This window comes from Pseudomonas rhizozeae (assembly GCF_031583775.1).
In the GTDB taxonomy this organism is placed as follows: domain Bacteria; phylum Pseudomonadota; class Gammaproteobacteria; order Pseudomonadales; family Pseudomonadaceae; genus Aquipseudomonas.
In genome coordinates this window covers 20,679-45,636 of the sequence record NZ_JAVLSB010000061.1, presented here as the reverse complement: position 1 = coordinate 45,636, position 24,958 = coordinate 20,679, and the positions used below count along the sequence as shown (strand labels likewise).

At 60.7% G+C, this 24,958-nt stretch carries 25 protein-coding genes and 1 other RNA gene; 21 read left to right on the top strand and 5 right to left on the bottom strand.

What is annotated here, in order from left to right:
• Positions 1-18: 18 nt before the first annotated feature.
• The gene (locus RG836_RS21780; protein WP_310849451.1) at positions 19-1,059 is read right to left on the bottom strand and encodes an NADP(H)-dependent aldo-keto reductase; all 1,041 of its coding nucleotides are present in this window, start codon (positions 1,057-1,059) and stop codon (positions 19-21) included.
• A 245-nt stretch (positions 1,060-1,304) separates the two neighbouring features.
• Here RG836_RS21780 and rplM point away from each other — a divergent pair, with 245 nt between their 5' ends.
• The 7 genes from rplM (at position 1,305) to RG836_RS21745 (ending at position 6,191) form a co-directional block, all read left to right on the top strand.
• Entirely contained in the window at positions 1,305-1,733 is a 429-nt protein-coding gene (gene rplM / locus RG836_RS21775) for a 50S ribosomal protein L13 (RefSeq protein WP_007939824.1), read from the top strand.
• A gap of 14 nt (positions 1,734-1,747) precedes the next feature.
• Complete coding sequence (gene rpsI / locus RG836_RS21770) at positions 1,748-2,140, top strand: 30S ribosomal protein S9 (RefSeq protein ID WP_003205364.1); 393 nt, start codon at positions 1,748-1,750, stop codon at positions 2,138-2,140.
• A 267-nt stretch (positions 2,141-2,407) separates the two neighbouring features.
• Positions 2,408-3,001 (top strand): ubiquinol-cytochrome c reductase iron-sulfur subunit, encoded by a 594-nt coding sequence (gene petA / locus RG836_RS21765; RefSeq protein WP_310849430.1) that lies wholly within the window; start codon positions 2,408-2,410, stop codon positions 2,999-3,001.
• The gene (locus tag RG836_RS21760) at positions 3,001-4,212 is read left to right on the top strand and encodes a cytochrome b (protein WP_310849428.1); all 1,212 of its coding nucleotides are present in this window, start codon (positions 3,001-3,003) and stop codon (positions 4,210-4,212) included. Before petA ends, RG836_RS21760 begins: the two co-directional genes overlap by 1 nt.
• Positions 4,212-4,994: a cytochrome c1 gene (locus tag RG836_RS21755; protein WP_310849425.1), complete on the top strand. Its 783-nt coding sequence runs from the start codon at positions 4,212-4,214 to the stop codon at positions 4,992-4,994. Before RG836_RS21760 ends, RG836_RS21755 begins: the two co-directional genes overlap by 1 nt.
• A gap of 149 nt (positions 4,995-5,143) precedes the next feature.
• Positions 5,144-5,761, top strand: coding sequence for a glutathione S-transferase N-terminal domain-containing protein (locus RG836_RS21750; protein ID WP_310849424.1), 618 nt, complete (start codon positions 5,144-5,146; stop codon positions 5,759-5,761).
• A 16-nt stretch (positions 5,762-5,777) separates the two neighbouring features.
• Positions 5,778-6,191, top strand: coding sequence for a ClpXP protease specificity-enhancing factor (locus RG836_RS21745; protein WP_310849422.1), 414 nt, complete (start codon positions 5,778-5,780; stop codon positions 6,189-6,191).
• Positions 6,192-6,242: 51 nt separating this feature from the next.
• On the opposite strand, the gene RG836_RS21740 is transcribed toward RG836_RS21745, so the two are convergent.
• From RG836_RS21740 to RG836_RS21725, 4 genes are all read right to left on the bottom strand, one after another.
• The gene (locus RG836_RS21740) at positions 6,243-6,821 is read right to left on the bottom strand and encodes a BON domain-containing protein (RefSeq protein WP_310849420.1); all 579 of its coding nucleotides are present in this window, start codon (positions 6,819-6,821) and stop codon (positions 6,243-6,245) included.
• Positions 6,818-7,411, bottom strand: coding sequence for a phosphoheptose isomerase (locus RG836_RS21735; RefSeq protein ID WP_020297558.1), 594 nt, complete (start codon positions 7,409-7,411; stop codon positions 6,818-6,820). The genes RG836_RS21740 and RG836_RS21735 overlap by 4 nt, the downstream gene beginning before the upstream one ends.
• A gap of 104 nt (positions 7,412-7,515) precedes the next feature.
• Complete coding sequence (locus RG836_RS21730; RefSeq protein WP_310849638.1) at positions 7,516-7,878, bottom strand: YraN family protein; 363 nt, start codon at positions 7,876-7,878, stop codon at positions 7,516-7,518.
• On the bottom strand, positions 7,878-9,689 hold the full coding sequence (locus RG836_RS21725; protein WP_310849418.1) for a penicillin-binding protein activator: 1,812 nt from the start codon (positions 9,687-9,689) through the stop codon (positions 7,878-7,880). The genes RG836_RS21730 and RG836_RS21725 overlap by 1 nt, the downstream gene beginning before the upstream one ends.
• A 166-nt stretch (positions 9,690-9,855) precedes the next feature.
• Here RG836_RS21725 and rsmI point away from each other — a divergent pair, with 166 nt between their 5' ends.
• The 14 genes from rsmI to RG836_RS21655 all read left to right on the top strand — a co-directional run bounded on the left by rsmI (position 9,856) and on the right by RG836_RS21655 (position 24,956).
• Positions 9,856-10,761, top strand: coding sequence for a 16S rRNA (cytidine(1402)-2'-O)-methyltransferase (gene rsmI, locus RG836_RS21720; protein WP_310849416.1), 906 nt, complete (start codon positions 9,856-9,858; stop codon positions 10,759-10,761).
• Positions 10,762-10,836: 75 nt separating this feature from the next.
• Positions 10,837-11,190, top strand: an RNA gene (rnpB, locus tag RG836_RS21715) — RNase P RNA component class A.
• A 400-nt stretch (positions 11,191-11,590) separates the two neighbouring features.
• A complete protein-coding gene (gene mraZ / locus RG836_RS21710; protein ID WP_248739348.1) occupies positions 11,591-12,046 on the top strand; it encodes a division/cell wall cluster transcriptional repressor MraZ in 456 nt (151 codons plus the stop codon).
• Positions 12,043-12,990: a 16S rRNA (cytosine(1402)-N(4))-methyltransferase RsmH gene (gene rsmH, locus RG836_RS21705; RefSeq protein WP_409078102.1), complete on the top strand. Its 948-nt coding sequence runs from the start codon at positions 12,043-12,045 to the stop codon at positions 12,988-12,990. The genes mraZ and rsmH overlap by 4 nt, the downstream gene beginning before the upstream one ends.
• Positions 12,987-13,280 (top strand): cell division protein FtsL, encoded by a 294-nt coding sequence (gene ftsL / locus RG836_RS21700; protein WP_047532978.1) that lies wholly within the window; start codon positions 12,987-12,989, stop codon positions 13,278-13,280. The genes rsmH and ftsL overlap by 4 nt, the downstream gene beginning before the upstream one ends.
• Entirely contained in the window at positions 13,280-15,019 is a 1,740-nt protein-coding gene (locus RG836_RS21695) for a peptidoglycan D,D-transpeptidase FtsI family protein (RefSeq protein ID WP_310849634.1), read from the top strand. Before ftsL ends, RG836_RS21695 begins: the two co-directional genes overlap by 1 nt.
• Positions 15,019-16,482: a UDP-N-acetylmuramoyl-L-alanyl-D-glutamate--2,6-diaminopimelate ligase gene (locus RG836_RS21690; RefSeq protein WP_310849413.1), complete on the top strand. Its 1,464-nt coding sequence runs from the start codon at positions 15,019-15,021 to the stop codon at positions 16,480-16,482. The genes RG836_RS21695 and RG836_RS21690 overlap by 1 nt, the downstream gene beginning before the upstream one ends.
• Positions 16,475-17,842, top strand: a complete 1,368-nt coding sequence (locus RG836_RS21685) for a UDP-N-acetylmuramoyl-tripeptide--D-alanyl-D-alanine ligase (RefSeq protein ID WP_310849411.1) — start codon at positions 16,475-16,477, stop codon at positions 17,840-17,842. Before RG836_RS21690 ends, RG836_RS21685 begins: the two co-directional genes overlap by 8 nt.
• Complete coding sequence (mraY, locus tag RG836_RS21680) at positions 17,842-18,924, top strand: phospho-N-acetylmuramoyl-pentapeptide-transferase (RefSeq protein WP_310849409.1); 1,083 nt, start codon at positions 17,842-17,844, stop codon at positions 18,922-18,924. Before RG836_RS21685 ends, mraY begins: the two co-directional genes overlap by 1 nt.
• 5 nt (positions 18,925-18,929) lie before the next feature.
• On the top strand, positions 18,930-20,276 hold the full coding sequence (gene murD / locus RG836_RS21675) for a UDP-N-acetylmuramoyl-L-alanine--D-glutamate ligase (RefSeq protein ID WP_310849408.1): 1,347 nt from the start codon (positions 18,930-18,932) through the stop codon (positions 20,274-20,276).
• The gene (ftsW, locus tag RG836_RS21670) at positions 20,273-21,490 is read left to right on the top strand and encodes a putative lipid II flippase FtsW (protein WP_409078101.1); all 1,218 of its coding nucleotides are present in this window, start codon (positions 20,273-20,275) and stop codon (positions 21,488-21,490) included. Before murD ends, ftsW begins: the two co-directional genes overlap by 4 nt.
• Positions 21,480-22,550 (top strand): undecaprenyldiphospho-muramoylpentapeptide beta-N-acetylglucosaminyltransferase, encoded by a 1,071-nt coding sequence (murG, locus tag RG836_RS21665; RefSeq protein ID WP_310849406.1) that lies wholly within the window; start codon positions 21,480-21,482, stop codon positions 22,548-22,550. Before ftsW ends, murG begins: the two co-directional genes overlap by 11 nt.
• Positions 22,543-24,003: a UDP-N-acetylmuramate--L-alanine ligase gene (gene murC / locus RG836_RS21660; protein ID WP_310849404.1), complete on the top strand. Its 1,461-nt coding sequence runs from the start codon at positions 22,543-22,545 to the stop codon at positions 24,001-24,003. Before murG ends, murC begins: the two co-directional genes overlap by 8 nt.
• Entirely contained in the window at positions 24,000-24,956 is a 957-nt protein-coding gene (locus RG836_RS21655) for a D-alanine--D-alanine ligase (protein WP_310849400.1), read from the top strand. The genes murC and RG836_RS21655 overlap by 4 nt, the downstream gene beginning before the upstream one ends.
• Positions 24,957-24,958 lie beyond the last annotated feature (2 nt).

The window sequence follows — 24,958 nt, the reverse complement described above, 5'->3', positions numbered from 1 at the left end:
CGCGAAGCTGTCATCCGATCAAGGCGCGGGGTTCGGATGATCCTTATGGATCGCCTCGATGCCCGCCAGCACCTCATCGGACAGTCGCAGATCGAAGCTGGCGATGTTGCTGTCCAGTTGTTCCAGGGTCGTGGCGCCGATGATGTTGCTGGTCACGAACGGCTGCTGGGTGACGAATGCCAGCGCCATCTGCGCTGGGTCCAGGCCGTGCTCGCGGGCGAGGGCGACATAGCGGCTGCACGCGGCTTCCGATTGTGGGTTGAAATAGCGGCTGAAGCGGCTGTACAAGCTCAAGCGACCCTTCGGCGGACGCGCGCCGCCTTCGTACTTGCCTGTCAAAAATCCGAATGCCAGCGGCGAATAGGCGAGCAGGCCGCACTGTTCGCGGATGGCGATTTCCGCCAGGCCCACTTCGAAGCTGCGATTGAGGAGGTTGTACGGATTCTGGATCGATACCGCGCGCGGCCAGCCCCGGGCTTCGGCCAGGGCCAGGAAGCGCATGGTGCCCCACGGGGTTTCATTGGACAGTCCGATGTGGCGGATTTTGCCGGCCTTAACCTGTTCGTCCAGGGCTTCAAGGGTGTCTTCAAGCGGTGTCAGGTTGGCTTCGGTCTTGTGTTTGTAGCCCAACTGGCCGAAGAAATTGGTGCTGCGCTCCGGCCAGTGCAATTGGTAGAGATCGATGTAGTCGGTCTGCAGGCGCTTGAGGCTGGCGTCCACCGCTTGCACGATGTGCTCGCGGTTATGGCGCAGGTTTTTGTCGCGGATGTAGTCGATGGTGTTGCCAGGGCCGGCGATTTTACTGGCGAGAATCCAGTCGGCGCGGTCGCCGCGGCTTTTGAAGTAGTTGCCGATGTAGCGTTCGGTGGTGGCGTAGGTTTGCGCCTGGGGCGGTACCGGGTACATTTCGGCGGTGTCGATGAAATTGATCCCTGCGCCTTTGGCGCGTTCGATCTGGGTGAAGGCTTCAGCCTCGCTGTTTTGCTCACCCCAAGTCATGGTCCCGAGGCACAGGGCGCTGACATTCAGATCGGTACGGCCTAGCTGGCGATAATCCATCGGATGCTCCTTGGGCAAAACAATCATAAAAGCAGGTTGAATTATTTTTCGCAATCTGCATAATTGCGCACCTCTTTCTGCAGTGGAAGTGATGCGCCGCCGCCGAAGAATCTTGCCGTTGAACGGACGCGCCGACCCGAGCCCCCGAAAGCGTCTGTATCCGGCTGCCTTTGACTTGTCAAAGTACGCACTATTCAGTAAGATCCGCCGTCTAATTTACAGGGCGGCCCCTGAGGCTATAAAGAATGAAAACTTTTACTGCTAAACCGGAAACAGTAAAGCGCGACTGGTTTGTCGTCGACGCTGCTGGTCAGACCCTGGGTCGTCTGGCCACTGAGATCGCGAGCCGTCTGCGTGGCAAGCACAAAGCCGAGTACACTCCTCACGTTGACACCGGCGACTACATCGTCGTTATCAATGCCGAGCAAGTACGTGTTACCGGTGCTAAAACCACTGACAAAATGTACTACTCCCACTCCGGTTTCCCGGGCGGCATCAAGTCGATCAACTTCGAAAAGCTGATCGCTAAAGCCCCTGAGCGCGTGATCGAGACCGCGGTCAAAGGCATGCTGCCTAAGAACCCGCTGGGTCGCGACATGTATCGTAAGCTGAAAGTCTATGCGGGCGCTGCTCACCCTCATACTGCTCAGCAGCCCCAAGAACTGAAGTTTTAACGGAATAGTTCATTATGTCGGCGACTCAAAATTACGGCACTGGCCGTCGCAAGACTGCAACCGCACGCGTTTTCCTGCGTCCGGGTACTGGCAACATCTCCATCAACAACCGCTCCCTGGACAACTTCTTCGGCCGCGAAACTGCCCGCATGGTAGTTCGTCAGCCGCTGGAACTGACTGAGACCGTCGAGAAATTCGACATCTACGTCACTGTCATCGGTGGTGGTGTAAGTGGTCAAGCTGGCGCAATCCGCCACGGCATCACTCGCGCTCTGATGGACTACGACGAGACTCTGCGCGGTGCTCTGCGCAAAGCCGGCTTCGTAACCCGCGATGCTCGTGAAGTTGAACGTAAGAAAGTCGGTCTGCGTAAAGCGCGTAAGCGTCCGCAGTACTCGAAGCGTTAATTCGCTTTCACGTTCAAAAAGAACGCCCAGTTTCCTCACGGAACTGGGCGTTTTTTTATGCGTGCGATTTATCAAAGAATTGCGCTGTGACAACTTGCCACGTCCGTAGAGCCCCTATACTACAAGGCTTGGCAGTGGAGCCCTCAGGTAATTACCTTGTCAGAATTGGGGCTTTTCATTACCATTCGGCAAAATTTTTATAAGATCAGATTTTTACTTAGTAGACGCCTGTATTAACAGGCCACAAAGCTGATGGGAGAGGACTGAATGAGCAATGACGGCGTGAATGCAGGCCGGCGTCGCTTCTTGGTAGCAGCCACATCCGTGGTGGGTGCTGCAGGAGCGGTGGGGGCTGCGGTCCCGTTCGTGGGGTCATGGTTTCCCAGTGCCAAGGCGAAAGCCGCAGGTGCACCGGTGAAAGTGAACGTGAGCAAGATTGAGCCAGGCCAGCAGATGATTGCTGAATGGCGAGGTCAGCCGGTGTTCATCGTCCGCCGTACCCAGGAGATTTTGGGGAATCTCACGAAAATCGAGGGTGATCTTTCGGACCCTGAGTCCAAGAATTCTACCCAGCCTGCCTATGTTGATGCCAAGACGCGTTCGATCAAGCCAGAAGTCCTGCTGCTGATCGGTATCTGCACGCACTTGGGTTGCTCGCCGACATTCCGACCGGAAGTGGCACCTGCGGACCTGGGTCCGAAATGGGTTGGTGGTTATTTCTGCCCGTGTCACGGTTCTCACTACGATCTGGCTGGCCGCGTCTATAAGTCGCAACCTGCGCCTTTGAACCTGCCAGTACCCCCGCATTCCTATGAGACTGACGACATCATTGTTGTCGGCGTCGATACGGAGAAAGCGTGATGAGCAAGTTCATGGATTGGGTTGATGCGCGCTTTCCCGCGACCAAAATGTGGGAAGACCATCTCAGCAAGTACTACGCCCCGAAGAACTTCAACTTCTTCTATTTCTTTGGTTCCCTGGCGCTGCTCGTTCTGGTCAACCAGATCGTCACCGGCGTCTGGCTGACCATGAGCTACACCCCGTCGGCCGAAGAGGCTTTCGCTTCGGTCGAATACATCATGCGTGACGTCGAGTACGGCTCGATCCTGCGTCTGCTGCACTCCACCGGCGCCTCGGCGTTCTTCATCGTGGTTTACCTGCACATGTTCCGTGGCCTGCTCTACGGTTCGTACCAGAAACCCCGCGAGCTGGTCTGGGTGTTCGGCATGCTGATCTACCTGGCGCTGATGGCAGAAGCGTTCATGGGTTACTTGCTGCCTTGGGGCCAGATGTCCTACTGGGGTGCCCAGGTGATCATCTCGCTGTTCGGTGCGATCCCGGTCATCGGCAACGACCTGACCCAGTGGATTCGCGGTGACTACCTGATTTCCGGTATCACCCTGAACCGCTTCTTCGCTTTGCACGTGGTCGCATTGCCGATCGTGATTCTCGGTCTGGTGGTGCTGCACGTACTGGCGCTGCATGAAGTCGGTTCAAACAACCCGGACGGCGTCGACATCAAGAAACACAAAGACGAAAACGGCATACCGCTGGATGGCATCGCTTTCCACCCGTACTACACCGTGAAAGATATCGTCGGCGTGGTGGTGTTCCTGTTCATCTTCTGCTTCGTGGTGTTCTTCTTCCCGGAAATGGGTGGTTACTTCCTCGAGAAGCCGAACTTCGAAGTGGCGAACGCCTTCAAGACGCCTGAGCACATCGCCCCGGTCTGGTACTTCACTCCGTTCTACGCGATTCTGCGGGCGGTGCCGGACAAGCTCCTGGGGGTCATTGCCATGGGCGCGGCGATTGCCGTGCTGTTTGTCCTGCCCTGGCTCGATCGCAGTCCGGTCAAGTCCATGCGCTACAAGGGTTGGCTGAGCAAAATCTGGCTCTGGGTGTTCTGCATTTCGTTCGTGATCCTCGGTGTGCTCGGCGTTCTGGCGCCTACCCCTGGCCGTACGCTGCTGTCGCAGGTGTGTACCTTCCTGTACTTCGCCTACTTCATTCTGATGCCGTTCTACACCCGGCTCGAGAAGACCAAACCGGTTCCGGAAAGGGTGACTGGCTGATGAAAAAACTATTCGCTGTTTTGATGCTCGCTGCCTTGCCGATGTTCGCCTTCGCGGCTGAACACGGCGGTCCCGAACTGGAAAGCGTCGATATCGACGTTTCCGATAAAGCCGCCATGCAGGACGGGGCGCGTACCTTCGCCAACTACTGCATGGGTTGCCACAGTGCCAAGTTCCAGCGCTACGAGCGTGTAGCCGACGATCTGGGTATTCCGCACGACCTGATGCTGTCGAAACTGGTGTTCACCGGGGCCAAGATTGGCGACCACATGAACATCGGCATGCAGCCGGCCGACGCCAAGACCTGGTTTGGCGCCGCGCCGCCGGACCTGACCTTGGTGGCTCGCGTGCGTGGGACCGACTGGCTCTACGGCTACCTGCGTTCGTTTTATGAAGACCCTGCGCGCCCTTGGGGTGTGAACAACAAGGTGTTCCCGAATGTGGGCATGCCGAACGTTCTGGTCGGCCTGCAAGGTCGCCAAGTGGTAGGATGCAAGCAAGTTCAGGTCGTCGAGGACGGCAAGAAGCAATACGATCCGCTGACCGGTACTGCGCTGACCCATGAAGCGTGCGATCAGCTGACCATCGTGCCGAAAACCGGCACGCTGAACGAAGAGCAGTTCGATGAGAAGGTCAAGAACCTGGTGACCTTCCTGGCCTACTCGGCCAACCCGGTGAAGCTGCAGCATCAGCGCATCGGTACCTACGTGTTGCTGTACCTGGCGTTCTTCTTTGTATTCGCTTACCTGCTTAAGCGTGAATACTGGAAAGACGTGCATTGATAAAGCTGTAACAATTGCTGTTGATCGCGCGCGCCCAGGGGCGTCTCTGAAGGTGTAACGAGTCTGGCAAGCCAGGCGTTACGGGAGGCGTCCTCTGGGCGCGCGCGTTTTTCCAGTTCCAATCATTTCAACAAGCGAGGAGGACCGCCATGGGCGTGACCAATCGGTTGGCCTGTTACTCCGACCCCGCCGACCACTATTCCCACCGAGTGCGCATCGTACTGGCCGAGAAGGGTGTCAGCGCCGAGATCATTTACGTTGAAGCGGGCCGTCAGCCGCCTAAACTGATCGAAGTGAACCCTTATGGCAGCTTGCCAACGCTGGTCGATCGTGACCTGGCGTTGTGGGAGTCGACGGTGGTGATGGAATACCTGGATGAGCGTTACCCGCATCCGCCTTTACTGCCCGTTTACCCGGTAGCCCGGGCCAACAGCCGTCTGCTGATTCACCGTATTCAGCGTGACTGGTGTGGCCTGGTCGATCTGATCCTCGATTCGCGCAGCAAGGAAGCCGCGCGGGTCGTGGCCCGTAAAGAGTTGCGTGAGAGCCTGACCGGTGTGTCGCCGTTGTTTGCCGACAAGCCGTTTTTCCTCAGTGAGGAACAAAGTCTGGTGGATTGCTGCCTATTACCAATACTCTGGAGATTACCGATTCTGGGTATTGAACTGCCGCGGCCTGCCAAGCCGTTGCTTGATTACATGGAGCGCCAGTTTGCGCGTGAGGCTTTCCAGGCGAGTCTGTCTGGTGTCGAACGCGACATGCGCTAAGGCTTAAGGAGCCGCTATGAACTCCAGTCGACCTTATCTGGTCCGCGCGCTCTACGAGTGGATTGTGGATAACGATTGCACCCCGCATATGCTGGTCAATTCCGAGTATCCCTCGGTGCAGGTGCCGCAAGGCTTTGCCAGTGATGGACAGATTGTCCTCAACGTCTCGCCTCAGGCGGTGCGGCATATGCACATGGACAACGAAGCGGTGAGCTTCGAGGGGCGCTTTGGTGGCGTGCCGCATACCCTGTACGTGCCTATCGCCTCGATCCTGGGCATTTACGCCCGGGAGAATGGCCAAGGCATGGTGTTCGATCTGGAATCGCCCATGGACGACGAGGAAGAGATCGAGCCGGACGATGAGCTTCCACCACCGGACAGTGAGCCGCCGCGTCCCAGCGGTCGACCCAGTTTGAAAGTGGTGAAGTAATAAAAAAGGCGATCCGGATGGATCGCCTTTTTTGTGCCTGACCGTCAGTGGTCAGTCGATGTATTCGAACAGCTTCACAATCTTCTGCACGCCGGCGACGCTTTGTACCAGGTTGGTCGCTTGCGCGGCTTCGGCCTTGGTCAACAGGCCCAGCAGGTAAACGATGCCGTTTTCGGTGACTACTTTGATGCGGGTCCCGGGAATGCTCGAATCGGCAAGCATTTGGGTTTTGATCTTGGCGGTCAGCCAGGTGTCGTTTTGCCGGGCGATGAATCCGGATGGCGGCAGGACCTGCAGTTCGTTATGCACTTTCTTCACGCGCTGGACTGCGGCGGCAGCCTGTTCGGCCTTGGCCTTGAGGTCTTCGCGAGGGGTTTGCCCGGCGAGTAGCACGATGCCGTTGTAGCTCGTGACGACGATGTGCGAGTCGTTGTCGAGGGCCGGATCGGCCTTGGCAACGTTGACGCCGACTTTGGTGTCGATCAGGGAGTCGTCGATCTTGCTGCCGAAGGTGCGGGTGCCACGGTCATCGTCGATCGGCGCTTCGCGGCTGGCTTTTACCACCGATGTGCAGCCGCTGATGCCGAGGCACAGGGTCAGGGCCAGTAGGCCTAGGCGATTAGGGGTCATTCTTCACTCCCGAACAATTGGCTGTCGATCAAGTCGCAAAGGCAATGGATCGCCAGCAGGTGGACTTCCTGAATACGTGCGGTGACGTTGGCCGGCACACGAATTTCGACATCTTCGGGCAGCAGCAGCGACGCCATGCCGCCACCGTCGCGTCCGGTCATAGCTACGACAATCATTTCGCGATCATGTGCGGCCTGGATCGCCTGAATAATGTTGGCCGAGTTACCGCTGGTGGAAATCGCCAGCAGCACATCGCCCGGTTGGCCCAGGGCGCGGATCTGTTTGGAGAAGATCTCGTTGTAGCTGTAATCATTGGCGATCGAGGTGATCGTCGAGCTGTCGGTGGTCAGCGCGATAGCCGGCAGGCTCGGACGCTCGCGCTCGAAGCGGTTCAGCAGCTCGGATGAAAAGTGCTGCGCATCGCCAGCGGAACCGCCATTACCGCACGACAGCATTTTGCCCTCATTGAGCAGTGCGTTGACCATCACCTGGCTAGCTTGCTCGATGTGCGGTGCAAGTACGTCCATCGCCTGTTGCTTGGTGTCGATACTGGCCTGAAAAAGCTGGCGAATTCGGGATTGCATGTCCATCTGTGTGACCTTAAGTAGCGCGGCTTTCCGGCACAAAAATGTGCAGCCCGCAAAGCAAAGAGCAAAATTGTCAGGTGTAAGTGTCCGCTTTCAACGGTGCCTGATCAGCTGTCAAAGGCATTCTGCAGCCAGTTCAGTTGATCGGCGTTGCTGTCGATGGCAACCACGTCGAAACGGCAAGGAGAATTGGCCCAGCGTGATTCGCGCTGAAGAAAATACTGCGCGGCGAAGATCAGTTTCTGCCGTTTGCGCCCATCGATGCTGTCGAGCGCGCCACCCCATTGGGTGTTTTTCCGGTAGCGGACTTCGACGAATACTACTGTATCGCCATCAAGCATGACCAGATCAAGCTCGCCGCGCTTGCACAGCCAGTTCTGCGCCAGCAGGCGCAGACCCTGTTGCTGAAGATGCTCGAGCGCCAGGCGCTCGGCATCTTGTCCGCTTTCACGGCGTGACCGCTCGGGCATCAGCGCGGGGTGTCGGGCAGGCGTTGAACCTGGCCGCTGACGAACTCGGCCCACGGCAACTGACGCTGGATGCGCTGGGTCTGGGTCATGCCCAGGCTGCCGGACTGGCCTTCGATGCGGCTGTCAGGCAAGGCTTTGAGTTGACCCAGGCGAGGCGCCAGGCGATAGGCATCCACACCCATGGCATACAGGCGACCCAGGCTGCCGCCGGCCTGTGGCCACTGCGCGGTGACCTGTTTGCGCAGCGGATCGTTGGCGTCCAGCAACCATGGGGTTTCGCAGAAGCGAATGCCGTTCATGTCGTTGTACTGATTGACGTCGCCGCTGGCGCTGAACACGTGGGAGGTGGCGTAGACCGGAACATCGCCAGCGTACTGGAAGTTCAGGGTCGGCTTGATCTGCTGAGCCTGTTGCGGCGTGGCGGCCAGGAAGATGAACTCGATGTCCTGGCGACGCGACGGCTGTGCCGCAACTTGCGAACCGACGGTGCTTTGCAGGCTCTTGGCGCGACCTTCGCTCTGACGCAGTTGGAACAGGTCAGCGATTTGCTGGGCCAGTTGCACCGGCTGATCAACCCGTTCGATACCGATGATGGTGCCGCCGTTGGCTTGCCAGTCCTGGCTGAACGCCTTGAGCACGCGGTCACCCCATTCGCCTTTCGGCACCATGACAGCAGCGCGGTGCAAACCATCGGCGCGGGCGCGGCGGGACACTTCGCGGGCTTCGTCTTCAGCGGCCAGACCGAACTGGAACAGTTGCGGCGGGCCTTGCTCGCCTTCGCTGTAGTTCAACGCGAGGGTGGCGATCGGCAGTTGCGGGCGAGTGCTGAGCTGTTTCACCAGCGGTTTTTCCAGCGGCCCGACCACCAGTTGCACGCCGTCGGCCTGCGCCTTGCGGTAGAACTCGTCGAGGTTGGTCAACTTGGAACTGTCGTAGAACTCGATGGCCGGCGGCTTTTGTCCGGCTTGCTGCGCCTGGTAGTGCGCGGCCATGAAGCCTTCGCGCAACGCCTTGCCCACCGAAGCCAATGGGCCGTCCTGCGGCAGCAGCAGGGCGATTTTGCCCAGCGGCGCGCTGGCCAGTTCCTTGAGCTTGGTCAGTGGCAATGGCAACTGGATTGCGGCAGGGTGTTTCGGGTTCTGCTCGCGCCAGGTGTCGATCGCGGCCTGTTGCTGCTCCAGGGTGCCGGCGGTTTTCACTGCCAGGGCGAGGCTCATCCAGCCGCCGAGGTCATCGGTGGTGGTCGGCTGCAACTGATCGGTCGGCAACGAAGCGATCAAGGTCCAGATGGCTTCGTGGTTCTTCGCTGCCGCTTCACCGCTCAACAGTGGCGCAATGAAGATGCGTTCCCTAGCAGCAGGCAGTGTCTGGCCATCGGCTTCGAGGGCGCGGGCGTGAACGGTGCCCGTGCGGATCTGCTGATCGACCGGCAACTCGCCCAGCCGTTGCAGGCTGGGGTGGCTCAGTGCGGTGAGCGCGGCTTTCGGTTGATTGCGGGTCATGGCCAGTTCAGCCGCCAGAGTGCTGGCGAAGACCTGCTGGCCAGGCTTGAGCTGTTCAATCGGCACTTGTTGCAGGATTTGCGCCGATTGGCCCGCATTGCCCTGGCGGTAGGCCAGGTCAGCGGCGCTCAGGCGCAGCAGCGAGGCTTCTTCAGGGGTTTTGCTTTGTGCAGCCTTTTCGAGCAGTTGCTCGATCGTGGCATCCGGGGTCCGTGGAAGTTCGCCAAGGCTGGAGGAGGGCGAGCTGGCGCAAGCGGCCAGTAAGGCAGCAAGGCAGAGGGCAGTTAACAGCCGCAGGCAAGCGATCATGTAAGTGTTCCTGATACTCGATCAAATTAGCGTGGAATTGTACCCAAGCACTGGCCGGGGCGCGATGTTACTGGCAAGAAACGATCAATTTAGCTCGTGTAAATGTTTCTGCAGCACGGGTGTTGCGTGAAAACCTGACACGGCATGAGCGCCGCCACGCGTTACAATGGCGGCCTTTACCGAACATGAGGTGTGCGCTTTGACTGCTCCAGGTCCATCGAATTCCGCTGCAGGCTCGCTGTTTGTGGTGGCGACGCCCATCGGCAACCTGGACGACATCAGTGCGCGGGCGCTGAAGATCCTTCGCGAGGTGGCATTGATCGCCGCTGAAGACACGCGCCACTCGCAGCGCCTGATGCAGCATTTTGGCATTGCCACGCCACTGGCGGCCTGCCACGAGCACAACGAAAGAGATGAAGGTAGCCGCTTTATTACCCGCTTGCTGGCGGGGGATAACGTCGCGCTGATTTCCGATGCCGGCACACCGCTGATTTCCGATCCGGGTTACCACCTGGTTCGTCAGGCCCGCGCGGCAGGTATCAATGTGGTGCCCGTCCCTGGTGCCTGCGCATTGATCGCAGCTTTGTCGGCGGCGGGCCTGCCCTCCGACCGATTTATCTTCGAAGGCTTTCTGCCGGCCAAGACTGTCGGCCGCCGTGCGCGGCTCGAAGCTGTCAAGGAAGAGGCGCGCACGCTGATTTTCTATGAAGCGCCGCATCGCATCCTTGAGTGCCTGCAAGATATGGAGCTGGTGTTCGGCCCCGAGCGCCCGGCGCTGCTGGCCCGTGAGTTGACCAAAACCTTCGAAACCCTCAAGGGCCTGCCGCTGGCCGAGTTGCGTGGGTTCGTCGAGGCCGACAGCAATCAGCAGCGCGGAGAATGCGTGGTGCTGGTAGCGGGTTGGTCGGCGCCGGAAAGTGAGAACGCAGTCAGCGCCGAGGCCCTGCGCGTTCTCGATTTGTTACTCGAAGAAATGCCGCTCAAGCGCGCGGCGGCACTGGCGGCGCAAATCACCGGCGAGCGCAAGAATGTGCTGTATCAGGTGGCGCTGGAGCGGCAGAAGGGCGAGTAAAAACCGCCGAAGGGAAGTGGCCAAAGGCTTTTAGCGCTTGTTCTTCGCGCGGCAGGTCGTTAACCTTCGCGGCGGAGAGTCGATCGGACAGTCGCTGCCCTCTATGAAAATTAGGGGGGGGAGGAAAGTCCGGGCTCCATAGGGCGAAGTGCCAGGTAATGCCTGGGAGGCGTGAGCCTACGGAAAGTGCCACAGAAAATAACCGCCTAAGCGCTTCGGCGCCGGTAAGGGTGAAAAGGTGCGGTAAGAGCGCACCGCACGTCTGGCAACAGTTCGTGGCTAGGTAAACCCCACTTGGAGCAAGACCAAATAGGGTCCCAAGGCGTGGCCCGCGCTGGGACCGGGTAGGTTGCTAAAGATGTCCAGTGATGGCCATCGTAGACGAATGACTGTTCAAGACAGAACCCGGCTTACAGATCGACTCTCCACCTTTTTCTTTTCCCTGCTTGGACGTTTGGCGTCAGGGTTGTATATGATCGATGGCAGCCCGCCAGATACACTCGCAGCGGCTCGCATACTGGCAATTTCCCTCCCTGCTGAATCAATAGCAGAACCGCTCTGGTAATACCGAAAAAATCTTACTCTTAATAAATCACTTTAACTTCTGAGTGCAGCTTTCTGTGTTGGCTCAAGTTATTGGTCCAATTCTCGCGTCAGATTGTCCCGGCCCCTCCAAAAACACCGCTAAATCTCCGTTCTATAAGGGTTTTCCTTCAATCCGCGCCTTGACGGTGTGGTGGGCGCATTCCTATAGTGTGCGCAAGTGGCGGAAAGTGGCATGAAGTGGGTTTTTTAAGCTCAAAACGCTAAAAATTGGAGAAACGCTGACGTGTTTCGCGGAGCTAATGCAATCAGTCTCGATGCAAAGGGCCGTCTCGCTATGCCGAGTCGGTACCGTGACGAGCTCGTTTCGCGTAGTTCCGGGCAGTTGATCGTGACCATCGATGCCGTTGATCCATGTTTATGCGTATACCCGCTTGATGAGTGGGAAATTATCGAAACCAAACTGCGCGCACTGCCTTCCCTTCGCGAAGAGAACCGCCGCCTGCAACGTTTATTGATTGGTAATGCCGTCGACCTCGAACTCGATGGCAGCGGTCGTTTCCTGGTCCCGCCGCGTCTACGCGAGTACGCCAAGCTCGACAAGCGCGCGATGCTGGTCGGCCAACTGAACAAGTTCCAACTGTGGGACGAGGATGCCTGGAACGTGGTTTCTGCCGCTGACCTTGCAGCTATTCAACAACCGGGCGCGATGCCTGATGAACTGCGTGATTTGATCCTGTGACTATTGATAGCGGCTTTAACCACATCACCGTACTGCTTGACGAAGCCGTTGAGGCTCTCGCCGTACGTCCTGATGGCTGCTATCTGGACGGTACGTTCGGGCGCGGCGGGCACAGCCGTTTGATCCTCAGTCAGCTCGGGCCCGATGGTCGGTTGCTTGGATTCGACAAGGATCCCCAAGCGATTGCCACCGGGCAAACGCTAGCGGCCGAAGACGGCCGCTTTGTCGTTGTGCAGCGCAGCTTTGCCGAGTTGGGCTCGGAAGTCGCCGAACGGGGTCTGGCCGGCAAGGTCAGCGGCGTTTTGCTAGACCTGGGCGTCTCTTCGCCGCAGCTTGACGACCCGGAGCGCGGCTTCAGTTTCCTCAATGACGGTCCGCTGGACATGCGCATGGACCCGTCCCGTGGTATCAGCGCGGCTGAATTCGTCAACACCGCCCCCGCCGAAGAAATCGCACGCGTGTTCAAGGAATACGGCGAAGAACGTTTCTCCGGTCGTATGGCCCGCGCCGTGGCCGAGCGTCGTGACATCAAGCCGTTCGAGCGTACCGGCGACCTGGCCGAAGTGCTCAAGGTTGCCAATCCGGCGTGGGAAAAGGGCAAGAACCCGGCTACCCGCGCTTTCCAGGGGCTGCGCATTCACGTCAATAACGAACTGGGCGACCTGGAAGCCGGCCTCGAAGCCGCCCTCGACGCACTGGAAATCGGCGGTCGTCTGGTGGTGATCAGCTTCCACTCCCTGGAAGACCGCATCGTCAAACTGTTCATGCGCAAACTGGTGAAAGGCGAAGCCGATAACCTGCCGCGCAACCTGCCGGTGCGGCATGTCGCCTTCGAGCCGAAAATCAAAATCCATGGCAAAGCGCAGTCCGCCTCCGAGGCCGAACTCAAAGCCAACCCGCGATCCCGTAGTGCCGTGATGCGCGTTGCGGAGAAATTGCGGTGAGCAAGCTCTTCGCCAAGCCTTTGCCTGGCGGCAGCTTTTTCATGCTGCTGTTGTTTATCGGCGTGCTCGTGTCGGCGATCGGCGTATCTTACAGCGCGCACTGGAACCGCCAGTTGTTGAACTCGCTGTACAACGAATTGAGCGTGCGTGACAAAGCGCAGGCGGAATGGGGCCGTTTGATTCTCGAGCAGAGCACCTGGACCGCCCACAGCCGTATCGAAGTGCTGGCCACCGAACAGCTGAAAATGCACATCCCTGGCGCGGCTGAAGTCCAGATGGTGGCGCCATGATGAAGCTCGAAGGCGCGCTCTTCCCTTGGCGTTTCCGCGTGGTGCTCGGCTTGCTCGGCATCATGGTGGCGGCCATTGCCTGGCGCATCATTGACCTGCAAGTGGTCGACCGTGACTTCCTTAAAGGTCAGGGCGACGCGCGCAGCGTTCGTCATATTCCGATTCCGGCGCACCGTGGCTTGATCACCGATCGCAACGGCGAGCCCTTGGCTGTCAGTACCCCAGTCACCACGCTGTGGGCCAACGCCAAGGAAATGCAACTGGCCAAGGACAAGTGGCCGGCGCTGGCCGCCGCCCTCGGTCAGGATCCGAAAGCCCTGGCCGAACGTCTCGAAGCCCAGGCCAATAAAGAATTCATCTACCTGGTGCGCGGGCTCACCCCTGAGCAAGGCCAGAGCGTGCTCGACCTGAAAGTGCCAGGCGTTTACGGCATTGAAGAATTCCGCCGCTTCTACCCGGCCGGTGAAGTCACCGCGCACATGGTCGGCTTTACCGACATCGACGACCACGGCCGCGAAGGGGTCGAGCTGGCTTATGACGAGTGGCTCGCCGGCGTGGCAGGCAAGCGGCAAGTCATCAAGGATCGGCGCGGCAGGTTGATCAAGGATGTTCAGGTCACTAAAAACGCCAAGGCCGGCAAGCCCTTGGCGTTGTCCATTGACCTGCGTCTGCAATACCTGGCCAACCGTGAGTTGCGTAACGCGATCATCGAGAATGGCGCCAAGGCTGGCAGCCTGGTGATCATGGACGTCAAGACCGGCGAAATCCTCGCCATGGTCAACCAGCCGACCTACAACCCGAACAACCGGCGCAACCTGCAACCGGCGATGATGCGCAACCGTGCAATGATCGACGTGTTTGAGCCCGGTTCGACCATGAAAGCCATTTCCATGAGTGCCGCGATCGAAACCGGCCGCTGGAAACCGACCGATACGGTCGAGGTGTACCCGGGCACCCTGCAGATCGGCAAGTACACCATCAAGGACGTCTCCAAGACCGAAGGCCCGGTGCTCGACATGACCGGCATCCTGATCAATTCCAGTAACGTCGGCATGAGTAAGGTCGCGTTCGATATCGGCGGCGAAACCATTTTCCGCCTCGCGCAGAAAGTCGGCCTCGGCCAGGACACCGGTCTCGGCTTCCCCGGCGAGCGCGTCGGCAACCTGCCGAACTACCGGGAATGGCGCAAGGCGGAAACCGCCACGCTGTCCTACGGCTACGGTATTTCCGTGACGGCGATCCAGTTGGTCCATGCGTTCTCGGCTTTGGCCAACAACGGGCGCCTCGCGCCGCTGACCCTGATCAAAACCGACAAGGCACCGCAGACCACTCAGGTACTGCCGGAAACCGTGGCCAAAACCATGCAGGGCATGCTGCAGCAAGTGATCGAAGCACCGCGCGGCGTGTTCCGTGCCCAAGTGCCGGCCTATCACGTGGGCGGCAAGTCCGGCACCGCGCGTAAGACTTCGGTCGGCACCAAGGGCTACGCGGAAAATTCCTACCGTTCGCTGTTCGCCGGTTTCGGCCCGATGAGCGACCCGCGCTTTGCCATTGTGGTGGTGATCGATGAGCCGACCAAGGCCGGTTACTTCGGTGGTCTGGTGTCGGCACCGGTGTTCAGCAAAGTGATGTCCGGCACCCTGCGCCTGATGAACATCACCCCAGACAACCTGCCACCGACCCAACAAGCGAACGCCACGCCAGTCGTTCCACTGAAAGCCAATGGAGGGCGCGGCTGATGTCTTTGAGCCTGAACAAGATTTTTGCCCACGCCGGCCGCGATCTACTGATTCGCGAATTGGCGCTGGACAGCCGTAACGTGCGCGCCGGCGACCTGTTCCTGGCGGTGCCCGGTGGTCGTTTCGATGGCCGCGAGCACATCGCTGACGCCTTGCAGCGCGGTGCTGCGGCGGTCGCCTACGAAGTCGAAGGCGCGACGGTGCTGCCGATTACTGACGTGCCGCTGATTCCGGTCAAAGGCCTGGCGGCGCAGCTGTCCGACATTGCCGGGCGCTTTTATGGCGACCCGAGCCGTCACCTGAACCTGGTCGGCGTCACCGGCACTAACGGCAAAACCAGCGTCACCCAGTTGGTAGCCCAAGCACTCGACCTGCTCGGCCAGCATTGCGGCATCGTCGGCACGTTGGGCAGCGGTTTTCACGGCGCGTTGGAAAGCGGCCTGCACACCACGCCGAATCCGATTGCCGTGCAAGCGACCCTGGCCGACCTGAAGAAGGCGGGCGCCAAAGCCGTGACCATGGAAGTTTCGTCCCACGGCCTCGATCAGGGCCGCGTCACCGCGCTGGCTTTTGACGTGGCAGTGATGACCAACCTGTCCCGCGATCACCTCGATTACCACGGCACCATGCAGGCCTACGGCGAAGCCAAGGCCAAGCTGTTTGCCTGGAATGACTTGAAGTGCCGGGTAGTCAACCTGGATGACGAGTTCGGTCAACAACTGGCGAGCGAGAAACGCGAGTCGCGCCTGATCACCTACAGCCTGCTGGACAAGGGCGCGTACCTGTATTGCCGTGACGCGCAGTTCGACGACGAAGGCGTGCGCGCCACTTTGGTCACACCGCAAGGCGAACACCATCTGCGCAGCACTTTGCTCGGGCGGTTCAACCTCAGCAACGTGTTGGCGGCGATCGGTGCCTTGCTCGGCCTCGATTACGCCCTCGACGAAATTCTCAAAGTCCTGCCGAAACTCGAAGGCCCGGCCGGGCGTATGCAGCGCCTGGGTGGCGGTACTCAGCCGCTGGTGGTGGTCGACTACGCCCACACCCCAGACGCCCTGGAAAAAGTCCTGACCGCCATGCGCCCGCACACCAAGGGTCGCTTGCTGTGCCTGTTCGGCTGCGGCGGCGATCGCGATCGCGGCAAGCGACCGCTGATGGCCGAAGTGGTCGAGCGCCTGGCCGACGGCGTACTGGTCACCGATGACAACCCGCGCAGCGAAGACCCGGCCGTGATCTTCGATGACATCCGCGCCGGCTTCACCGCTGTGGATAACGTGACGTTCGTCGCGGGCCGTGGCCAGGCGATTGCGCAATTGATCGCCAGCGCCTCGGCGGATGACGTGATCGTCCTCGCCGGCAAAGGTCACGAGGACTATCAGGAAATCAACGGCGAGCGCCACGCCTTCTCCGATCTGGTCGAGGCCGATCATGCCCTGACCGCGTGGGAGGTGGCTCATGCTTAAAGCCCTGACGTTCAGCGAGCTGGCCACAGCACTGAATGCACGCCTGGTAAACGCTGATTGCAGTTTCAATGGCGTCAGCATCGACAGCCGCGCGATCAAACCGGGCGAACTGTTCGTCGCGCTCACCGGTCCGCGCTTCGATGGCCACGACTACCTGAACGACGTCGCCGGCAAAGGCGCCGTGGGTGCGTTGGTCGAGCGTGAGGTCGCCGACAGCACCTTGCCGCAATTGCTGGTCAAGGACACCCGTCAGGCCCTGGGCCAACTGGGTGCACTGAACCGCGCTGCTTATACCGGCCCGGTCGCGGCCATCACGGGTTCCAGCGGCAAGACCACGGTCAAGGAGATGCTCGCGAGCATCCTGCGCACCCGCGGCCCGGTACACGCGACCCGTGGCAACCTGAATAACGACCTTGGCGTGCCGCTGACCTTGCTCGAACTGGCGCCGGAACACACCGCCGCCGTGATCGAGCTGGGTGCCTCGCGCCTCGGCGAAATTGCCTACACCGTGGCCATGACCAAGCCGCAGGTGGCGATTCTCAACAATGCCGGGACCGCCCACGTCGGTGAGTTCGGCGGGCCGGAAAAAATCGTTGAAGCCAAGGGCGAGATCATCGAAGGGTTGGCGGCCGATGGCGTCGCCGTGCTGAACCTTGACGACAAGGCCTTCGAAATCTGGAAAACCCGCGCTGCCGGCCGCAAGGTGCTGACCTTTGCCCTGAGCAATATTGCCGCCGATTTCCACGCCAGCGACCTCGATCGCGACGCGCGTGGTTGCCCGGCTTTTAACCTGCACAGCCCGGATGGCGTGGAGCGGGTGCAACTGAATCTGCTCGGCATTCATAACGTCGGCAACGCCTTGGCCGCCGCCGCCGCCGCGCATGCCCTGGGCGTGTCGCTGTTCGGCATCGCCACCGGCCTGGGCGCGGTGCAACCGGTCAAGGGCCGTACCGTCGCGCAATTGGCCAGCAACGGTCAGCGCGTTATCGACGACACCTACAACGCCAACCCGACCTCGATGTGCGCTGCGGTGGACATCCTCACCGGCTTCAGCGGCCGGACAGTGCTGGTGCTCGGCGACATCGGCGAGTTGGGCGAGTGGGCAGAGCAGGGCCATCGCGACGTTGGCGAATATGCCCGTGGCAAAGTTTCGGCGCTGTACGCCGTGGGGCCGATGATGGCGCATGCGGTCCAGGCCTTCGGTCCGCAAGCCTTCCATTCCAGTACTCAGGCGGAACTGATCCAGGCCCTGAGCGCCGAGCAAGACCCCGACACCACTATTTTGATCAAGGGTTCGCGCAGCGCGGCGATGGAAAACATCGTCGCCGCCCTGTGCGGGTCCAGCATGGAGAAACATTAATGCTGCTGCTGCTAGCGGAGTATCTGCAACAGTTCTACAAAGGCTTCGCGGTCTTCCAGTACCTGACCCTGCGCGGGATCCTCGGTGTGCTGACCGCGCTGGTTTTGTCGCTGTGCTACGGCCCGTGGATGATCCGCACCCTGCAGAACCGCCAGATCGGCCAATCGGTCCGTAACGATGGTCCGCAGTCGCACCTGTCGAAATCGGGTACCCCGACCATGGGCGGTGCGCTCATCCTGTCGTCCATCGGCGTCAGCACCTTGCTCTGGGCCGACCTGTCCAACCGCTATGTCTGGACTGTGTTGCTGGTGACCCTGTTGTTCGGCGCCATCGGCTGGGTCGACGACTACCGCAAAGTGATCGAGAAAAACTCCCGTGGCTTGCCGAGCCGCTGGAAATACTTCTGGCAATCGGTGTTCGGCCTCGGCGCGGCGATCTTCCTTTATATGACCGCTTCGTCGCCGGTGGAAACCACGCTGATCCTGCCGATGCTCAAGGACTACAGCATTCCGCTGGGCATCGGTTTCGTCGTGCTGACTTACTTCGTGATCGTCGGTTCGAGCAACGCGGTCAACCTGACCGATGGCCTCGACGGCCTGGCGATCATGCCGACCGTGATGGTCGGCGGCGGGTTGGGGATCTTCTGCTACCTGTCGGGTAACGTGAAATTCGCTGAATACCTGTTGATCCCCTACGTACCGGGCGCGGGCGAACTGATCGTGTTCTGCGGCGCGCTGATCGGTGCCGGGCTGGGCTTCCTGTGGTTCAACACTTATCCGGCGCAGGTGTTCATGGGCGATGTCGGCGCGCTGGCGCTGGGCGCGGCGCTGGGCACCATTGCCGTGATCGTGCGCCAGGAAATCGTCCTGTTCATCATGGGCGGCGTGTTCGTGATGGAGACCCTGTCAGTCGTCATTCAGGTGGCCTCCTTTAAGCTCACCGGTCGCCGTGTGTTCCGCATGGCGCCGATCCACCACCACTTTGAACTCAAGGGCTGGCCCGAGCCGCGAGTGATCGTGCGTTTCTGGATCATCACCGTGATTCTTGTACTGGTTGGCCTTGCCACCCTGAAGCTGAGGTAGAACGAGTGTCTCTGATCGCTTCTGACCACTTCCGCATCGTTGTCGGCCTCGGCAAAAGCGGCATGTCCCTGGTTCGCTTCCTGGCGAACCGGGGCACGTCGTTTGCCGTGGCCGACACGCGGGAAAATCCACCGGAGCTGGTCACGCTGCGCCGTGACTACCCGCACGTGGAAGTGCGTTGTGGCGAGCTGGACGTTGAATTCCTCTGCCGTGCCGATGAGCTCTACGTGAGCCCCGGCCTGGCATTGGCGACCCCGGCCCTGCAAGCCGCCGCCGCCCGTGGCGTGAAGTTGTCCGGAGATATCGAGCTGTTCGCGCGCAACGCGAAGGCGCCGATTGTCGCCATCAGCGGTTCCAACGCGAAAAGCACCGTCACCACCCTGGTGGGCGAAATGGCCGTGGCGGCGGGCAAGCGGGTTGCCGTGGGCGGTAACCTCGGCACCCCGGCGCTGGATCTGCTCAGCGACGACGTCGAGCTGTACGTGATGGAGCTGTCGAGCTTCCAACTGGAAACCACCGATCACCTCGGCGCTGAAGTGGCCACCGTGCTCAACGTCAGCGAAGACCACATGGACCGCTACAGCGGCCTGCCGGCCTATCACCTGGCTAAACACCGGATTTTCCGCGGCGCGAAGCAGTTTGTGGTCAACCGCCAGGATGCCTTGAGCCGGCCGTTGATGGGCGAGGGCCAGCCATGCTGGACCTTCGGCTTGAGCAAACCTGATTTCAAAGCCTTCGGTATCCGCGAAGAAGACGGCGAGAAATACCTCGCCTTCGAATTCCAGAACCTGATGCCGGTGCGCGAGTTGAAGATTCGCGGCGCCCACAATCAGTCCAACGCCCTGGCGGCCCTTGCCTTGGGCCACGCGGCCGGCCTGCCGTTCGACGCCATGCTCGCCAGTCTGCGCACCTTCGCCGGCCTGGAGCATCGCTGCCAATGGGTGCGTGACCTCGACGGCGTCAGCTACTACAACGATTCCAAAGCCACCAACGTCGGCGCCGCCCTCGCGGCCATCGAAGGCTTGGGCGCGGACATCGACGGTAAGCTGATTCTGATCGCCGGCGGCGACGGCAAAGGCGCCGACTTCAAGGACCTGCGCGACCCGGTGGCGGCCAACTGCCGCGCCGTGGTCCTGATGGGCCGCGATTCAGAGCTGATCGGCCAGGCCATCGGCGCGAGCGTGCCGCTGATCCGCGTCGACTCCCTGTCCGAAGCCGTTGCGCAATGCCGCGCCGTCGCCGAAGCCGGCGATGCGGTGCTGCTGTCGCCGGCCTGCGCCAGTTTCGACATGTTCAAGAATTATGAAGATCGTGGTCACCAGTTCGTCCGCGCCGTGGAGGAACTGGCATGAGCCTGCGAAATATCATCAAGCCGTATCCGTCGCCGATCATCACCGGGCGCGGCATCGACCTCGATTTCCCGATGCTTGCCGGTTGCCTGACCCTGCTCGGCCTCGGCCTGGTGATGATTGCCTCGGCGTCCTCGGAAGTGGCATCGGTGCAATCCGGCAGCGCCTTCTACTACATGATCCGCCACCTGATTTACGCCGGTTTGGGCCTGGGTGCCTGCGTCGTCACCATGATGATTCCAATCGCCACTTGGCAACGCCTGGGCTGGCTGATGCTGCTCGGCGCCTTCGGTTTGCTGGTGATGGTGATCATCCCGGGCATTGGCCGTGAAGTGAACGGCTCGATGCGCTGGATCGGTTTCAGTTTCTTCAACGTCCAGCCCTCGGAAATCGCCAAGGTGTTCGTGGTGATTTACCTCGCCGGCTACCTGGTGCGGCGGCAGAAAGAAGTGCGCGAGAGCTGGATGGGCTTCTTCAAGCCGTTCATCGTGCTGCTGCCCATGGCTGGCCTGTTGCTGATGGAACCAGACTTCGGCGCCACCGTGGTGATGATGGGCGCGGCGGCGGCAATGCTGTTCCTCGGCGGCGTCGGGTTATTCCGCTTCAGTTTGATGGTGTTGCTCGCGGTCGGGGCGGTGGTGCTGTTGATTCAAGTGCAGCCCTATCGGATGGCCCGTCTCACCAACTTCGCCGATCCCTGGGCCGACCAGTTTGGCGCCGGTTATCAATTGTCCCAGGCGCTGATCGCCTTCGGTCGCGGTGAATGGCTGGGCGTCGGCCTGGGCAATAGCGTGCAGAAGCAGTTCTACCTGCCGGAAGCGCACACCGACTTCGTGTTCTCGGTCCTGGCCGAAGAGCTCGGCGCGGTCGGTTCGCTGTGCACCGTGGCGCTGTTCGTTTTCGTTTGTATTCGCGGCATGTACATCGGCTTGTGGGCGGAGAAGGCCAAGCAGTTCTTCGCCGCTTATGTGGCCTACGGCTTGTCGTTCCTGTGGATCGGTCAATTCCTGATCAACATCGGGGTGAACGTTGGCCTGCTGCCGACCAAGGGCCTGACCCTGCCGTTCCTCAGTTACGGCGGCAGCTCGCTGGTGATCTGCTGTGCCTGTCTCGGCTTGTTGCTGCGCATTGAGTGGGAGAGTCGAACCCATTTGGGTAGCGAAGAGATGGAGTTCCAGGAAAGCGACTTCGCCGAGGAGCCGAGCCATGGGCGCTAACGTCTTGATCATGGCCGGCGGTACCGGGGGCCACGTGTTCCCGGCCCTGGCCTGCGCGCGCGAATTCCAGGCCCGTGGCTACACCGTGCATTGGCTCGGCACGCCTCGCGGTATCGAAAACGAATTGGTCCCGGCAGCCGGCATCGAGTTGCATCGTATCCATGCCAGCGGTTTGCGCGGCAAGGGCAAGCTGTCGCTGCTCAAGGCGCCGATGATGTTACTCAAATCGGTCTGGCAGGCACGGGCGATCATTCGCCGGTTGCGGCCGGTCTGCGTGGTGGGCTTCGGTGGCTATGTGACCGGTCCTGGTGGTGTTGCCGCCAAATTGGCCGGCGTGCCGGTGATCGTTCATGAACAGAACGCTGTGGCCGGTACCGCCAATCGGTTGCTGGTGCCGTTGGCCGCTCGGGTGTGTGAAGCCTTCCCCGACACCTTTACCCTGTCGGACAGCCGTCGGACCACCGGTAATCCGGTGCGCACCGAGCTGTTCCTCGACACACCGCGCCCGGCTCTGGCCGGTCGCAAAGCGCGTTTGTTGGTCCTGGGCGGGAGCCTGGGCGCAGAACCGTTGAACAAATTGCTGCCTGAAGCCCTGGCCCGCGTCGCTGTCGACCTGCGCCCGGACGTGTTTCATCAGGCCGGCAAAAACCACGATGAAGTGACGGCCGAGCGTTACCGCGCTGCGGGCGTGGAAGCGCAGGTGCAGCCCTTCATCAAAGACATGGCCCATGCCTATGGCTGGGCCGACCTGGTGGTGTGCCGCGCAGGCGCGTTGACCATCAGTGAACTGGCTGCCGCCGGTCTGCCCTCGATGCTGGTGCCTTTGCCCCACGCCATCGACGATCACCAGACCCGCAATGCCGATTATTTGGCCCGTGAAGGCGCTGCCTTCCTGATGCCGCAAAGAACGACCGGCGCCGCGGACCTTGCCGCGCGCCTGACCGAGGTTTTGATGCAACCGCAACGACTGAACGACATGGCCGGCGCTGCTCGTCGACTGGCCAAACCCGACGCCACCCGTAGCGTGGTCGATACCTGCCTGGAGGTGGCCCATGGTTGAGAATCAAAAAGCCATGCCGCATCCGGAAATGCGCCGTATCCGTCGCATCCATTTCGTCGGTATCGGCGGCGTGGGCATGTGCGGCATTGCCGAAGTGTTGTTGAATCTGGGCTATGCCGTGTCCGGTTCCGACCTGAAAGCCTCGCCAGTCACCGAACGCCTTGAGTCCTTTGGCGCGCAGATCTTTATCGGTCACCGCGCCGAGAACGCTGCTGCCGCCGACGTGCTGGTGGTGTCCAGCGCAGTCAACACTTCGAACCCGGAAGTGGCCACGGCCCTTGAACGTCGTATTCCGGTGGTGCCCCGCGCCGAGATGCTCGCCGAGCTGATGCGTTATCGCCACGGCATTGCCGTCGCCGGTACCCACGGCAAAACCACCACCACCAGCCTGATTGCCTCGGTGTTCGCCGCCGGTGGCCTCGACCCGACTTTCGTCATCGGCGGTCGCTTGAACGCCGCGGGCACCAATGCCCAACTTGGCACCAGCCGTTACCTGATCGCCGAAGCCGACGAAAGCGATGCGAGTTTCCTGCACCTGCAACCGCTGGTGGCCGTGGTCACCAACATCGACGCCGACCACATGGCGACCTACGACGGTGACTTCAACAAGCTGAAGAAAACCTTTGTCGAGTTCCTGCACAACCTGCCGTTCTACGGCTTGGCGGTGATGTGCCTGGACGATGCCGTGGTGCGCGAGATCCTGCCACTGGTCAAACGTCCGACCATGACTTACGGCTTCAGTGAAGACGCTGACGTGCGCGCAATCAATGTGCGTCAGCAAGGCATGCAGACCTTCTTCACCGTGCTGCGTCCGGACCGCGAGCCACTGGATGTCTCGGTGAACATGCCGGGCAACCACAACGTGCTCAATTCCCTGGCCACTATCTGCATCGCCACTGACGAAGGCGTCAGCGATGAAGCCATCGTCCAGGGCCTGTCGGGCTTCCAGGGTGTTGGCCGACGCTTCCAGGTCTACGGCGAGTTGCCGGTGGACGGCGGCAACGTGATGCTGGTGGACGACTACGGTCATCACCCGACCGAAGTCGCCGCTGTGATCAAAGCCGTGCGCGGTGGCTGGCCGGAGCGTCGTCTGGTGATGGTCTACCAGCCGCACCGCTACAGCCGCACCCGGGATTTGTACGACGATTTCGTCAATGTGTTGGCCGACGCCAACGTGCTGCTGTTGATGGAAGTCTATCCGGCCGGCGAAGAGCCGATCCCCGGTGCCGACAGCCGCAAGCTGTGCAACAGCATCCGCCAGCGTGGGCAGTTGGACCCGATCTACATCGAGCGCGGTGTCGACCTCGCCCCAGTGGTCAAACCGCTGCTGCGTGCTGGCGACATCCTGCTGTGCCAGGGCGCCGGTGACATCGGTGGTCTCGCGCCGAAACTGCTGGCCAGCCCGTTGTTCGCCGGCGCTGTCGCGGCGCCGAGCGAGGGGAAGTTGAAATGACGACTGCCTACGCCAACCTCGTCTCCACGATTGCACCGACAGCGTTCGGCCGCGTCGCCGTGCTGTTCGGCGGCAAGAGTGCCGAGCGCGAGGTGTCGCTGAAATCTGGTAACGCCGTGCTCGAAGCGCTGCAGAGCGCCGGTGTGGACGCGTTCGGCCTCGACGTCGGCGATGACCTGCTGCAGCGTTTGCTGAATGAAAAAATCGACCGCGCCTTCATCATTCTCCATGGTCGCGGCGGTGAAGACGGCAGCATGCAAGGCCTGCTCGAATGCCTCGGCATCCCGTACACCGGCAGCGGCATCCTGGCCTCGGCGCTGGCGATGGACAAATTGCGTACCAAGCAGGTGTGGCACAGCCTCGGCATCCCGACGCCACGCCACGCGGTACTGAGTTCCGAGGCCGATTGTATTTCGGCGGCTGCGGAACTGGGCTTCCCTTTGATCGTCAAACCGGCCCATGAAGGTTCAAGTATCGGGATGGCCAAAGTGACCTCCGCGCCGGAGTTGGTTGAAGCGTGGAAAGCGGCCAGTACCTACGACTCACAAGTGCTGGTCGAGCAATGGATTCACGGTCCGGAGTTCACCATCGCCACCCTGCGTGACCAGGTGTTGCCGCCGATTGCCCTGGGCACGACCCACAGCTTCTACGACTACGACGCCAAGTACGTGGCGTCCGATACCCAGTATCGGATCCCGTGCGGCCTCGACAGTCACAAGGAACAGGAATTGATGGACCTCACGGCCAAAGCCTGTGAGGCGCTGGGTATCGCCGGTTGGGGCAGGGCGGACGTGATGCAGGACGCCGACGGGCAGTTCTGGTTCCTCGAAGTCAACACCGCGCCGGGCATGACCGATCACAGCCTGGTGCCGATGGCGGCCCGTGCCGCCGGTCTGGATTTCCAGCAACTGGTCCTGGCGATTCTCGCCGCCAGTGTCGAGCAGAGAGGGTAAGG